General features: G+C 64.0%; 14 protein-coding genes and 1 pseudogene. 8 read left to right on the forward strand and 7 right to left on the reverse strand.

The genetic code is table 11. The features are described from left to right. Positions 1–6: 6 nt before the first annotated feature. A pseudogene (locus EN850_RS21365) lies at positions 7–920 on the reverse strand (LysR family transcriptional regulator). A gap of 132 nt (positions 921–1052) precedes the next feature. Between EN850_RS21365 and EN850_RS21370 the strand changes: the two are divergent. Further along, a complete protein-coding gene (locus EN850_RS21370) occupies positions 1053–2561 on the forward strand; it encodes an MFS transporter (protein ID WP_136092200.1) in 1509 nt (502 codons plus the stop codon). 17 nt (positions 2562–2578) lie between these two features. On the opposite strand, the gene EN850_RS21375 is transcribed toward EN850_RS21370, so the two are convergent. Together EN850_RS21375 and EN850_RS21380 are read right to left on the reverse strand one after the other, a co-directional pair. Further along, on the reverse strand, positions 2579–3238 hold the full coding sequence (locus EN850_RS21375; protein WP_136092201.1) for a response regulator transcription factor: 660 nt from the start codon (positions 3236–3238) through the stop codon (positions 2579–2581). 121 nt (positions 3239–3359) lie between these two features. Then, a complete protein-coding gene (locus EN850_RS21380; protein ID WP_135916889.1) occupies positions 3360–3794 on the reverse strand; it encodes a hypothetical protein in 435 nt (144 codons plus the stop codon). Between the two features lie 107 nt (positions 3795–3901). Here EN850_RS21380 and EN850_RS21385 point away from each other — a divergent pair, with 107 nt between their 5' ends. Both EN850_RS21385 and EN850_RS21390 read left to right on the forward strand, forming a co-directional pair. After that, positions 3902–4252: a DUF952 domain-containing protein gene (locus tag EN850_RS21385; protein WP_136092202.1), complete on the forward strand. Its 351-nt coding sequence runs from the start codon at positions 3902–3904 to the stop codon at positions 4250–4252. Next, complete coding sequence (locus EN850_RS21390) at positions 4249–5328, forward strand: quinone-dependent dihydroorotate dehydrogenase (protein WP_136092203.1); 1080 nt, start codon at positions 4249–4251, stop codon at positions 5326–5328. Before EN850_RS21385 ends, EN850_RS21390 begins: the two co-directional genes overlap by 4 nt. On the opposite strand, the gene EN850_RS21395 is transcribed toward EN850_RS21390, so the two are convergent. Then, complete coding sequence (locus tag EN850_RS21395) at positions 5321–6661, reverse strand: MATE family efflux transporter (protein ID WP_136092204.1); 1341 nt, start codon at positions 6659–6661, stop codon at positions 5321–5323. The genes EN850_RS21390 and EN850_RS21395 overlap by 8 nt on opposite strands. Before the next feature lie 132 nt (positions 6662–6793). On the opposite strand from EN850_RS21395, the gene EN850_RS21400 reads away from it, so the two are divergent. Continuing rightward, positions 6794–7696, forward strand: coding sequence for a histone deacetylase (locus EN850_RS21400; protein WP_136092205.1), 903 nt, complete (start codon positions 6794–6796; stop codon positions 7694–7696). Between the two features lie 3 nt (positions 7697–7699). Here EN850_RS21400 and EN850_RS21405 read toward each other — a convergent pair whose 3' ends face one another. The 3 genes from EN850_RS21405 to EN850_RS21415 form a co-directional block, all read right to left on the reverse strand. Further along, positions 7700–7963: a DUF6460 domain-containing protein gene (locus EN850_RS21405; protein WP_127278856.1), complete on the reverse strand. Its 264-nt coding sequence runs from the start codon at positions 7961–7963 to the stop codon at positions 7700–7702. A gap of 96 nt (positions 7964–8059) precedes the next feature. Next, positions 8060–8893 (reverse strand): galactosyltransferase Lgt5, encoded by an 834-nt coding sequence (locus EN850_RS21410; RefSeq protein WP_127870790.1) that lies wholly within the window; start codon positions 8891–8893, stop codon positions 8060–8062. 5 nt (positions 8894–8898) lie between these two features. Continuing rightward, positions 8899–9837 carry a hypothetical protein gene (locus tag EN850_RS21415; protein ID WP_136092206.1) on the reverse strand — a complete coding sequence of 313 codons (939 nt, stop codon included), beginning with the start codon at positions 9835–9837 and terminating at the stop codon, positions 8899–8901. A gap of 455 nt (positions 9838–10292) precedes the next feature. Between EN850_RS21415 and EN850_RS21420 the strand changes: the two genes are divergently transcribed. The 4 genes from EN850_RS21420 (at position 10293) to EN850_RS21435 (ending at position 13628) form a co-directional block, all read left to right on the forward strand. Next, positions 10293–10910, forward strand: coding sequence for an outer membrane protein (locus EN850_RS21420; protein ID WP_127870788.1), 618 nt, complete (start codon positions 10293–10295; stop codon positions 10908–10910). 183 nt (positions 10911–11093) lie between these two features. Further along, positions 11094–11480 carry a hypothetical protein gene (locus EN850_RS21425; protein ID WP_127278852.1) on the forward strand — a complete coding sequence of 129 codons (387 nt, stop codon included), beginning with the start codon at positions 11094–11096 and terminating at the stop codon, positions 11478–11480. 46 nt (positions 11481–11526) lie between these two features. Continuing rightward, a complete protein-coding gene (locus EN850_RS21430; RefSeq protein ID WP_135862036.1) occupies positions 11527–12201 on the forward strand; it encodes a response regulator transcription factor in 675 nt (224 codons plus the stop codon). Beyond that, positions 12198–13628 (forward strand): HAMP domain-containing sensor histidine kinase, encoded by a 1431-nt coding sequence (locus tag EN850_RS21435; RefSeq protein ID WP_136092207.1) that lies wholly within the window; start codon positions 12198–12200, stop codon positions 13626–13628. Before EN850_RS21430 ends, EN850_RS21435 begins: the two co-directional genes overlap by 4 nt. Positions 13629–13663: the final 35 nt, after the last annotated feature.

Here is a 13663-nt window from a genome sequence, read left to right on the forward strand (position 1 = left end):
ACGGGACTACGCGTCGGACAGATTGTCGGCCCCTTGCGAGTTGCGGAACCGGGGCCGCGTGGCGGTGGCCGCTGCCGGCGGGCGATGCTCGCGAAAGGCCATGGCCAGCGTGCGCAGCGCCTCGCGCGACTTGATGTCCGAAAGCGTCGAAAGCAGCACGATCTCGGATGCCGGCAGCGGCGGCAGCCCGAATTTCCGGCTGACTTCGATCGTTCCGGGCGGCGCCAGCCGGCAGGAAAAGACCGATGTTGCGAGGCCGGCGGTGACGGCCTCGGCCACCGCAAAGGAACCGCAGCCAAGGAACACTTCCGTCCAAGGAATTCCGACCGCGTCGAGCGCGCCGGTCGCGATGTTGCGGATGCCGCAGGATGGCGAGGATGCGGCCAGGTGCAGCGGCTCGCCGGCCCGGTGGACGAAACCTGGAGCGGCGTACCAGCCGAAATGCTCCGGCGCCAGCACCTCGCCGTCGCGACGGTCGTCCTCACGGCGGATGATCGCCGCATCGAGCTCGCCGCGGTCGAACGCGTCGAGCAGATCGTGTGAATCATCGAGCCGACCTCGATGGTGAGGGCACGATCATGCGCGTTGAGCCGCGCCAGCAAGGTCGGAACCTCGGCGCCGCCGACATGGGTGGCGATGCCGAGCCTGAAGCGGCGGCGGACAGCGGTCAGGCTCGCGACGGCGCGGTCGTGCGCGGCAAGGAAATCGCGCGCCGGCTCCAGGAATATTTCGCCTCGCGTGGAAAGTCGGACCAGCCGGGGCGTCCGCTCGATCAGTCTCTGGCCAAGCCGGTCCTCAAGCCGCTTCAACCTGACGCTGACCGCGCCTTGCGTGCTGCCGAGCGCTTCGGCGGCACGCGTGAAGCTGCGGAGATCCGCGACGGTGACGAACGCCCTCACCGCTTCTACGTCCAGCGTCATGTCAGCTATCTCGCTTTGTTGTCACTGAAATAGCCAACCATGCAATTTTCAAATGATCAAGCCTGCCCTAACTGTGCAGTGCATGGCAGGCGTCAGCAGATCGCCGCGCCCGGGAATTCGAAAGGTTTGACCATGGCTGTCCTCACCCGCCGAGGCATCGTCGTCCTGTTTGCCGCTTGCCTGGCATGCCTGATGTTCGGGCTGGAGATTTCAAGCGTCCCCGCCATCCTGCCGACGCTGGAAGAAGTGCTGCACGCGGACTTCAGGCAATTGCAGTGGGTGATGAACGCCTACACGATCGCGGTCACCACCGTGCTGATGGCGGTCGGCACCATCGCCGACCGTTACGGGCGCAAGCGCGTCTTCCTGGTCTCCATCGCCGCCTTCGGCCTGACGTCGCTGATCTGCGGCCTGGCGGACGACGTATCGACCTTGATCGTCGCCCGGTTTCTGCAGGGCCTGAGCGGCGGCGCGATGCTGATTTGTCAGCTCGCCGTTCTGTCGCACGAATTCAGGGAAGGCCGCGAGCGCGCGGTGGCCTGGGGCTGGTGGGGCGTCATCTTCGGTGTCGGTCTCGGCTTCGGGCCCATCGTCGGTGGCGGCATCGTCGCGATCTCGAGCTGGGAATGGGTGTTCCTCATCCATGTGCCGGCAACAGTCATGGCGTTTGTGCTGGCATTGACCGGCGTCCATGAATCGAAAGATCCACAGGCGGGCAAGCTCGACCTGGCGGGCATCGTGACGCTGTCGCCGTCGGTCTTTTGCCTCGTTTTCTACATCACGCAAGGACCGGATCTCGGTTTCGCCAGTCCGACGGCACTGGTGATCCTCGGTGTCTCGATCGCGAGCTTCATCGCCTTCCTCATCGCCGAAAGGATCAGCAAGCGGCCGATGTTTGATTTCTCGGTCTTCCGGATCCGGCCGTTTTCCGGCGCCATCGTCGGCTCGGCGGCGATGAACCTCTCCTACTGGCCTTTCATGATCTACCTACCGATCTGGTTCCATGCCGGGCTCGGCTATGACAGCCTTTCCACCGGCCTTGCCTTGCTCACTTACACACTTCCGACGCTCATGATGCCGCCCGTGGCGGAGCGGCTTTCGCTGCGCTACCAGCCTGGTGTCGTCATCCCTGCGGGGCTCGCCGTCATCGGCGTGGGGTTCATCGCGATGAAGTTCGGCAGCGCGGCCGCCGAGGCCAGCTGGCTGACGATGCTGTCTGGCTGCCTGATCGCCGGGACCGGCCTCGGGATCACCAACACGCCCGTCACCAACACGACGACGGGTTCGGTTTCGAGCAACCGCGCCGGCATGGCGTCGGGGATCGACATGAGCGCCCGCATGGTTTCGCTGGCGCTGAACATAGCGGTGATGGGCTTCATCCTTGCAAGCGGCGTGCTGACACATCTCAGCCGAGCGCTGCCCGACCTCGATGCCGCCCAACTGCGTCTCGCCGCCGAAGGGATCGCCGCCGGAAATCCCATCCCTGGTCTACCCGATCCGGTCGTCCGAGACGCGCTGCGAAATGGCTTTGGCTGGGTGATGCTCTATGGCGGCATCGGCGTCTGGATCATGGCCGCCGTCAGTTTCATGGTCTTCAGCGTCCGGCCGGTGCGGCGAGCCGAAGTTGAGTGTTCCGATTGAGCCGAGGACGCCGGCGCTCAACCCGCCGGCTGCAGGGGGTCGCTGCCGATCTTGGACAGCAGGATCACCGCCTGGGTGCGGCTGTCGACGCCGAGCTTCTGCAATATGGCCGAGACATGCGCCTTGATCGTGGCCTCGGAGACGCCGAGCTCATAGGCGATCTGCTTGTTGAGCAGACCCTCAGCCAGCATGCCCAGCACGCGGGTCTGCTGCGGCGTCAGCGCCTGTAGCCGTTTGATCAGGTCCGATATATCGGGATCGCGTTCGACGCCGAGATCGACGCCGACGGGTGCCGCGATATCGCCCGCAAGCACCGACTGCACCGCGCCGCGGATTTCCTCCATGCTTGCCGACTTCGAGATGAAACCGGAAGCACCGAGATCGAGCGCGCGTCGGATGGTCGCCGGATCGTCATGCGCCGACACCACGACCAGCGGCACCGCCGGATGGATGCCACGCAGCGAGATCAGGCCGGAGAGGCCGCTGGCGCCAGGCATCGACAGGTCGAGCAGCACCAGATCGACATCTTCATTGGCCACGACCAGCGCCTTGGCACTCTCGAAATCGCCGGCCTCGTGAATGGCGGTGACGTTGCCAATGCCGGCAAGCGCCTCGCGCAGGGCGCCGCGAAACAGCGGATGATCGTCGGCGATGACGAAAGAATAGCCTGACGGCAAATGTCCCTCCCCGAATCCCCGATTTACTGCTTTTTGCGGGATCAGTCGGATGATTATGAGGGGCAGCGCGCTGTTTTCAAGCGGCAAAGCCAACGCGCCGCGTTTTCCTTGTCTCTGGCGCTCAGGTCTTCTGCGAGTTGAGCTGGGCGCCGCCGCCGCTGTCCTTGTCCATATCCTTGACGATGCCCATGAAGCCCTTCAGGAAGCGCTCCATGTAGCTCATCGTCTTGTTGAAATCCTCCTCGCTCGGCAGTTTCGATTCGAGGCGGGCCGAGAGCGAGTTCTCCAGCCTGGTGACGCGCTCGTCCATTGCCTTCATCGAGGTCTGCAAGCGATCGACCTCATCCTGGTAAGCGGCGCGTTCGTCGGCCGCCATCTTGCAGACGAGCTGGCCCGAACGCTCTTCGCAGATCGACATCGCGCCGGTCTGGGTATCCATGCGAATATAGCCGGTGGCCGACTTTTCCAGCCGGTAGCGGTCGGTTTCTTCCGAATAAGCTGAAGCCGCGACCAGTGAAACGAGCGCGGCGGGGATCAAGATGTGCTGCAGACGCATGTCGTCCTCCATGGCCAAAGCCTGAAATATCGCATCTTTGCGCCGGAAATGGGGAAGACCCTTGGCCTGGCCTTCCCCGCACGACTGGTTCGGATTATAGCGCAACCATGTCACAGATTATCTACAAGATAACTCCGCAAGCGCCTTGGCGCGAGGCCGAAGCCAATGGCCGCTTCACCGGCGCGCCAATCGACATCGCCGACGGCTTCATCCATTTCTCGACGGCAGAGCAGGCCGGGGAAACCGTGGCAAAGCATTTTTCTGGCCGGACCGACCTTCTGCTGGTCGCCGTCGACGGCACCAGCCTGGGTGATGCGCTGAAATACGAGGTCTCGCGCGGCGGCGCGCTGTTTCCGCATCTCTACGGCGTGCTCGACCCGAAGGCGGTGCTGTGGGTCAAGCCGCTGCCGCTCGGTGCCGACGGTAGCCACCAGTTCCCGGCCCTGGAGGAGCAATGAGCGTGCTCGACCGGATCGGCCAGAAGCTGCTGTTCACCTTCGATCCGGAAACCGCGCACGGCCTGTCGATCGCAGCATTGCGCTGCGGCCTGCCGGTCGGCGCGCGGACGGTACGCGATACAAGGCTGCAGGTCAGCCTTTGCGGTCTCGATTTCCCCAATCCGCTTGGCATGGCGGCCGGCTACGACAAGAACGCCGAGGTGCCCGACGCGCTGCTTGGGCTGGGCTTCGGCTTCGCCGAGGTCGGCACCGTCACCCCGCTGCCGCAGGCCGGCAATCCGAAGCCGCGCATCTTTCGGCTGACATCGGATGAAGCCGTCATCAACCGGCTGGGCTTCAACAATGAGGGCCACGCGGCGGCCGAAAAACGCCTTGCCGCGCGCAAGGGGCGCGGCGGCATCGTCGGCGTCAACATCGGTGCCAACAAGGACAGCACCGACCGCGTCGGCGACTATGAGCGCGGCGTCGCCCGCTTCGCTGCCTATGCCAGCTATCTCACCGTCAACATTTCCTCGCCCAACACGCCAGGGCTGCGCACCATGCAGGCTCGCGAACAGCTCGGCGAGCTTTTGTCCCGCGTCATGGCCGCGCGTGCCACAGCAATCGCGCGGCCGCCGGTCTTCCTCAAGATCGCGCCGGATCTGGTCGAGGCCGAACTGGAGGATATCGCCGCCGAGGTCATCGAAAAGCGGATCGATGGCATCATCGTTTCCAACACCACGATTTCCCGGCCGGCGCTGCGCAACGGCAATGCCGCGCGGGAGACCGGCGGGCTTTCAGGAACGCCGCTGTTCGAGCGCTCGACCATCGTGCTGGCAAAAATGCGCAGGCTCGTCGGGCCGGACATGGCCATCATCGGTGTCGGCGGCGTCAACTCCGCCGAAACCGCACTGGAAAAGATCCGCGCCGGCGCCGATCTCGTCCAGCTCTACACCGGCATGATCTATGCCGGACCGGCGCTGCCGGGCCGGATCGTCGCCGGGATGGCGCGCTTTGCCGAGACAGAGAAACTCAGGTCGATGCGCGAGTTGCGCGACAGTCATCTCGATCGATGGGCGTCGAAGCCGCTCAGCTGAACGCGGTTTGTATCCGCAGCCGCAGAATTGTCAGCAGGCTCAATCCCCGCACCAGCAGGAAAACGTGCAGCGCGGCCCACAGACCGGCATTGCCAAAGGCGGGCGCCAGCGTGATCAGCGCTGCGGCAAAGACGAGGAATGACAACAGCATCATGTTGCGCATGTCGCGCGACCAGGTCGCGCCGATGAAGACCCCATCCATCTGGAAGGCGAGTACGCCACTCAGCGCGGTGAACGCCGCCCAGGGCAGATAGGTATCGGCGACGGCGCGGACCTCCTGCGACGTCGTCACGACAGCGACCAGGTTGGCACCGGCCAGCAACAACACCAGCGTCGCGGCACCGGCCAGGCCGAAACCCCAGAATAGGGTCAGACGGACCGCCTGCCGGAAGGGTAGTGCCGCCCGCGCGCCGATGGCGCGGCCGGCAAGCTGTTCGGCGGCGGTAGCAAAACCATCGAGGAAATAGCCGGCGACGAGAAAGAAATTCATCAGCACCGCATTGGCGGCGAGCGTCACCGTGCCGAACTCAGCGCCCTGGCGGGTGAACAGCGCGAAGGCGGCAAGCAGCGAAAACGAGCGGATCATGATGTCGCGGTTGAGCGACAGCATGTGCCGGAAGGCGCCCATGTCGAGCAGGCGGTGGCGAGGTAAGGGCGGGCTGGATCGGAACCGCCGCACCACGATCGCAAGACCAAGCAGCATGGCGAGGAATTCGCCGGTGACGGTTGCCCAGGCGACGCCGGAAACGCCCCAGCCAAGTTCAAGGCCGAGCAGGAAGCAGAGCGCGATGTTGATGCCGTTGAGCACCAGTTGCAGGACAAGCCCCAGCCCACCCTCGCCGCGCCCTAGCACGTATCCGAGGACAGCGTAGTTGATCAGAGAGAATGGGGCGGCGAGCAGCCTGATCCTGACATAGACGCCCATCGCCTCGCTGACGCGTGGTCCGGCGTCCATGAACCACTGGGCGCCAACGGCGATGAGCGGCGAAAGCGCTGCCAGCACGACACCGGCAACCACCGCGATCAGCACGGCGCGCCAGAACACCGCCTGTTCCTCGAGGGCGTCTCCACGCCCGAAGGCCTGGGCGACGAGGCCGGTGGTGCCCGAACGCAGAAAATTGAAGGTGGTGAAGACGACGTCGAAAGCCAGCGCGCCGGCCGCCAGGCCGCCAAGCAAGGCGGCATCACCGAACTGGCCGACGACAGCCGTATCGACCAGGCCGAGCAGCGGCGTCGTCAGATAGGCGAGCGTCATCGGCACGGCGATGGCAAGCACCGAGCGATTGGTGACGGAAAAGGCTCTGGCGTCGGCTGGGATGGCACCGTTGTCCAAAGGATTGCTGCCTTGCTGATTGCGGCTTGATCGGGGAACCGATGTGCCCCATTTTTTGGCCACCGCGCAATCGTCCTTCCGCGACGGCCAACCGAAATCCCGCTCTGGCGCGAAACCGTCCGACCCAGTTTGATGCCCCTGCAGATTGTCCACCACCCCGACTACGACGCCGGCTTCGCCACCAACCATCGCTTTCCGATGAGCAAATATCCGCTGCTGATGGAGGCCTTGCGGGCACGCGGCCTGATCAGCCCCGGGGCGCTCAACACAGCCGAACCCGCGCCCGCGTCGTGGCTCGGGCTCGCCCACGCGGCGGACTATGTAGACCAGGTCATCCGCTGCGCCGTGCCTGAAAAAATCGAGCGGGAGATCGGTTTTCCGGTCGGCCCGCGGGTCTCGTTGCGCGCACAGCTTGCCGCCGGCGGCACGGTGGCGGCGGCGCGGCTTGCCTTGCGCCACGGCATTGCCTGCAACACCGCCGGCGGCAGCCATCATGCGCGACGCGCGCAAGGCGCCGGCTTCTGCACCTTCAACGATGTCGCCGTCGCCTCGCTGGTTCTGCTCGAAGAGGGCGCCGCACACAACGTCCTGGTGGTCGACCTCGACGTGCATCAGGGCGACGGCACGGCGGACGTTCTGGGCGATGAGCCGCGCGCCTTCACCTTTTCCATGCATGGCGAGCGCAATTACCCCGTGCGCAAGATCGCCTCGGACCTCGACGTCGCGCTGCCCGACGGCACGGGCGACGCCGCCTATGTCGAAAGGCTGGCCGCGATCCTGCCGGAGCTGTCGGCCAGAGCGCGTTGGGACATCGTCTTCTACAATGCCGGCGTCGACGTCCATGCCGAGGACCGGCTCGGCAGGCTGGCACTTTCCGACAACGGCCTGCGCGCCCGCGACGAGATGGTCATCGGCCATTTTCGGGCACTCGGCATTCCTGTCTGCGGTGTCATCGGCGGCGGCTATTCCACCGATGTGCCGGCACTTGCCGCGCGCCACGCCATCCTGTTCGAGGTGGCATCGGGTTATGCCTGAAAGTCATTTCCGATAGTTGGCGATCCTGAGCAGGATGAAGGCCGGCACGACGATCGCGGCGCCGAGCAGGATGTAGCCGAGGAAGCGGTCGATGGCGTGGAAGCCGAGATTCCAAAGGTCGATGAAGAACTTCTGGATACCGTAGAACACATCCATCGGCGACCAGCCGAAGGCGTTCATGACCAGGCCGACGAGAAAGGATACCACCAGCAGCTTCAGGACAACCCTGAGCGGCGAGTCACCGAGAAAGCGCGTCAGTGCGGACAATGCCGTCTCCCGATTGAGATGCCCGGACTCATGGGCACGGCCAAGAGATACGTGCTTGGCGGCCATCCAGCAAGGCGGCACGAGCCAGGACCGTTGCTAGCGTCCGGCTGCCGTGGAAAGCCCGCAGCGCTCAAGCATCTGCCCCAGCGGCGAGCCCTGTGGAACGGTGCGGCCGATCATCCACTGGCGGAGCGTATGGTCGAACAGATGAATACACAGCGTACGCGGCGTGCCGATATCCGAAAGCGAAAGGTCCGGATCGAGCAGCATTGCGACCTGATGGTGACTAAGCGGATAGAAGACGTCGATAGGAACCGCTTGACCGATGTCACCGGTTCTGCTGGCGAAATAGGTGAGCGCCTCGGGGCCCAGCCTGCCCCAGCTATAGTTGGAAATGTGGATCGGCAGGCCGATGAATTTGCGCAACCTGTAGCGCATCAGCCTGGAGCGGTTGAGCCAGGGCACGATGTAATACGGATCTTCCGCGAATTTCAGCATCTCAAGCAGTGTCTGGCTGCCGGCCGGCAATTTCAGCACGGCGCCGTTAAGTTGGTCGCTGGACTGGTAACCAAGGATATAGTCCTGTTTCGGGATGGGCTTGAGACAAAACACGTCGCAATCGACGTACGGGCCGAGCCCTGCTTCCAGGATCTTCAAGCGGTAGAGATTGGAAAAGAGGGACGGACTTCCGTTCGACCTGTAGTAGACGATCCGCTCCCTTGGCATCAGTTTCGACGCGTCGACCGTTTCGACGCCGGGCGGAACATTGCGTGGGGTGTCGTAACAATGAAGATGCACCCGGTGGCCCGCCAGCACGAAGGAACGCAGGCACGCGGCATGCAGGTCGTCCAGGGATGCTCCGATCCAAACGGCATTGACGACAGGTTCGATGGCGCCATCCGGCGCTGCCTCCGGACGTTGCCTGTCCATGTCGATCACTTGCCCTCGATGCCCCTGACCTCTGCCGTGAAATCGCGGATGATCCTGGCGGGCGACCGAAGTTCACGCATGGCCGCCCTGTATCCGGCCGCCCGTTCCTCGAGCTCCCGCAGGGGCTGGCAGAGATCCTTCAGGAGATCGAGCCCATGACCGCCATATGGGCGAAAATACCGCCCGGCAACCGCATCCAGCGAGCCTGCCGGCACCCCGACCGGCACGCAGCCGGCATAGGCGCATTCGACATATTTCATCAGCTCGACATTGTAGCGCGTCCCGCAAAGGAAGAAGTGGCTGAATTGCGCCGCAAGACCGATGTAGCGCGCATGCGTGAAGTCATGACGGGGTGGCTTGCCATGTTCGGGATATCCCGGGTGCTTCAGGTCGAAGATGAACAGTCGCAGCCAAGGAAAGCGCGCACGCCGGCGACGCAAGGCATAGCGCACCGGGTATAATGTTCTGGAATTGCTGCCCGACAGGAAGACCCCGCGGCGACGGCCGGCCAAGGGAATCTCGACCTCCCGCGAGCTATCGTAGGGATAGGGCAAATGGACCACGCGAGAGACTTTCAGCGTCCCTACGAATGCCAGGAATGGCCCCTCGGGATCATAGGTCGTGGCATAGTGAACGCCGGGATGGTCGGCGCAATCGAAGATGAACCTGACACAGGGGTTGGTTGTCTCCGGCATGTCCGAATCGCTGACCCGGAAGAAGAGCACGGGCCTGTCGCTTGCGGGGACCGCCATGTGCTTTTTCAGCACCTCGACGTCTCCGGGCTCCAGGCGATTGTCGACGACGGCGACCTCGCAACCGCCCCGGCCGATCTGGCTGATCGGTCGGGCCTCCCATGACAACGGCTTGGCGAAGGCCGGGCCCACGCCTGGGTAGATCGCCTTGTCATATGGATGCGTGTCCGAATGGAAATAAATGATCCGCAAAAGCAAATTCCCCCGAATTGCCCTGGCACCAGCGAACCGAAGCCCCGCCCTCGAGGCCGATTGCCGTCGGATTTTGTACGCTTCGGCGCGTGAGGCGGGCAACTGGGAAGCCTGTTCATGTCAAACAAGTGATCGAGTTTCCCGGTTGCCCGAGATTCGCAATTCCTAAATATGGGTAAACAATTTCATTTTAATTTATTGAAAATAAAGCACAAAATCGTCATTTTCCAGTTTTGCGCAATGTGCGTGCAATTTTCACTTGCGAGATACCAGGCGTCTTTCAGGTGACGGACCGCGCGGCGCTCTACCCCTACCACAGCCGGTGAAAGCCGGTCCCCAGACCCGCGCAGCCATCCCTGAAAGACACCAATCGGAACTGACCGCCCCAATGGTCAGGGTCCTCAGCATTTAACCGGCGCATCGGTGCGGATGCGCGTTTGTGTTGGAGTAATGCAGTGTCCCCTCAAGCAAAGATCGTCCTGACGGCGGGTGCCCTTGCCGTCTGCCTCCTCGGGCCGGCGACGGCCGCCGACCTCTCGCCTGCCTACAATGATCCTCCTGCCTTCCAATGGAGCGGCGCCTATGTCGGCGTCCATGGCGGCACGGCATTCACGGGAATGCCGAACCCGTTCGCCGGCCGAAACGGCTTCAGCGGCGGCGTCCAGGCCGGCTATAACCAGCAGATAGGCCCGGCGGTTCTCGGCGCCGAGATCGAAGGTTCCTATCTGGGCGGTGCCGAGCACAATGTCCAGGGCGGCAAGATCAAGGAAAAATGGCGTGGCGCGGCCAAGGCGAAGGCCGGCGTGAGCTTCGACCAGACGCTGCTGTTCGGAACCGGCGGCGTGGCCATGACCAGATTCGACAAGGGCGACCGCGTGAGCAGCAGCGACGGATGGAAAGTCGGTTACCTCGTCGGCGCCGGCATCGAGCAGGGCTTCGCCGGCGGCCTCTCGGCCAAGGTCGAGTACGACTATGTCCGCACGCCCGGCGTGGAAACGACATCGGCCCTTGGCAGGTCCAAGGAGACGATCGGCAGCCATGAGCTGAAAGCCGGCATCAACTACCGGTTCTAGAAACAGCAGGTGGCCGACCTCGATCGCGCGATGGCCGCAACGGCATCGCGCGATCTTTTTGTTCTTGATGCCTGGACGCAGACATCCCGCCCGAGGCAACGAAGCATTCCATGCTTGTCGCAATGTCGATGTAATCTTCTCAATCTAGGTCGCCTGCGTGAATTTTCACCATGGGAATCAGCAATGTCCACGCATCGCCCGGGCCGACGGACGTCCAAGCTATTGTTCATTGCGATCGCGCTCGCATTGGCGGGCTGCGCCTCCGACATCATGAAGAACTATGTCGGACAACCGGTCGAATCGGTCGTTCTGGATTACGGGCCGCCAACGGCGATCGTAGACCTCGGCCAGGGAGAACGCGCCTATCAGTGGCGCCAGGTCTCGACGTCAGCGGTTTCCGGGACATCCAGCGGCGAGGTTCGCCACACAAAACACGGAACCGTCTATGAAGAGACCGAAACGCCCGGCTATATCGAGCGTCAGGAATGCTTCTACACATTTTACGCCCGCGCTTCCGGCGGCCGCTGGTTCATCACCAATTTCCGCCGGCCGAAGCTGGAATGCGAATGAACCGCCGTGCCGCAAATCCCGCGGCCGCGCGCGAAGGAGAACGCCAATGCGCGTCCTGCTGATCGAGGACGAACCGGAAATGGCCTCCGTGCTGAAGGCCGCTCTGGAGCGCCTGGACATCATCGTCGACCATGCCGCGACCTTGGCCGACGCCGAGGCGGTGGCTCGTCTGGGCCATCACGACGCCGTGGTGCTGGACCGCAGGCTGCCGGACGGCGACGGCCTCAGCCTGATCCCGCGCCTGCGCGCCTTGCATCTGGATGTGCCGGTGATCGCGCTGACGGCGATGAGCGGGCTGGAGGACCGGGTTGCCGGGCTCGATGCCGGCGCCGACGATTACATGGTCAAGCCTTTCGCCACGGTGGAACTCGTCGCGCGGCTCCACGCCTTGCACCGGCGCTCGTTCACCTCGCGCGCCAACCAGACGATGGTCGGCCGCCTCACCTATGATTTCCGCCATCGCGAGGCGCTGGTCGAGGATCACGCGCTCGATTTGCCCCGGCGTGAAAGGCTGGTGCTTGAAACGCTGATCCGCCGGCCGGGCCGGACCATCATGCGCAGCGCTCTCGAGGAGGCCGTCTACGCCCTGGACGACGAGATCGGCTCGAATGCGCTCGACGCACATGTGTCGCGGCTGCGCCGCAAGCTCGACGATGTCGCCGCCGGCATCGAGATACGAGCGATCCGCAATCTCGGCTATCTCCTGCGGGCAGCCTCGTGAAGAAAGTGCGCGCACGCTCGTTGCAATGGGTCCTGGTCCGCCGGCTGATCCTGCTGCAGGCGGCGACGCTGCTCCTCTTCATCGTGCTGTGCGCGGCAGCCCTTTGGATCGCCAATCCAAGCCTGCTCATCGACAACGAGGCTGCCGTCGCGGCCGTCAAGGATGCCGTCGATCGCGACAAGGACGGCCGGCTGGTCGTTCGTGAAACGGAAGAGCTTACCGCGTTTCGCCAGAGTTTCCCAAATGTCTGGTACATCGTTCGCGACGATAGCGGGCAGAGCGTCCGTTCCGGCACGATTCCGGATGTCTACACCAAGGACTTCGGCGGCCTGCTCGGCGAGGCAGACCACGCCACGATCGGATTCTCCGACAAGGACATGCGGCCGGAAGCCTATATCGAAAACGCTTCGACCAAAGCCGGCGCGGTACGGATCATCGCCGCGACGCAGTCGTCGCGCCAGGAGACCGACGGGCTCGAGATCAACATTTCGGCCACTGTGGAGGTCGCCCGGTATCCGGACGGCAGCAGGAACTGGGAACGCGCGCTGCCGGCGCTGGCGCTCGTCATCGCGATCCTGCTGTTGCCCATCGTCCTCGTCATGGGCGCCACCACACTGGTGACGACGCCGGCCGTGGTCCGCCGCTCCTTTGCCGGCCTTGTCGAAACCGTCCGGCAGGCGGCGCGCATCGATATCGGCACCCGTGCGATGCAGCTGCCGGTCAAGCACGTGCCGCAGGAAATCGCGCCGCTGGTGCATGCCTTCAACGAGGCTCTGGCGCGCCTCGCGCAGGGGTACGACCGGCACAACCGTTTCCTCACCGACGCGGCGCACGAATTGCGCACGCCGATCGCCATCCTGCGCACACGCGCCGAGTTGCTGCGGCAGGAGCCGCAAAGCACGCGGCTGCTGCATGATATCGAGCGCCTGTCGCATCTGGCACAGCAACTGCTCGATCATCAATTGCTCGACCGCCCATCCGACCAGCGTGAGATCGTCGATCTCGACGACCTTGTCAGCCGGGTGGCAGCCGACTTCGCGCCGCTCGCCATCGAGGCCGGCTACGACCTTGCCTTCGAGCCTTCGCCCGACAAGACACGCGTCGAAGTCAACGTGCTGCAGATCGAGCGGGCGCTCGCCAACCTCGTGCGCAACGCCATCGAGCATGGCGGCGGCGGCGGCACCATCACGATTGCGATCGACAGGACGGGTGGCATCGAGGTGCGCGACGAAGGCCCGGGCATTCCCGTGGAGGAGCGCGAGAATGTCTTCGAGCCCTTCTATCGCCTGCAGCCGCAGTCGCGCGGGGCCGGGCTGGGACTGAATCTCGCCCGGCAGATCGCGCTGCTGCACGAGGGGACGATCCGTATCCTGGCGGGCTCATGGCGCGGTGCCCGCATCCGCATGGAACTGCCGGTTCGTTCGTGACCCGGGCCGTTGACGGTGCCAAATGCCTGACGACC

The sequence above is a fragment of the Mesorhizobium sp. M8A.F.Ca.ET.207.01.1.1 genome, from assembly GCF_004794715.1.
Classification (GTDB): domain Bacteria; phylum Pseudomonadota; class Alphaproteobacteria; order Rhizobiales; family Rhizobiaceae; genus Mesorhizobium.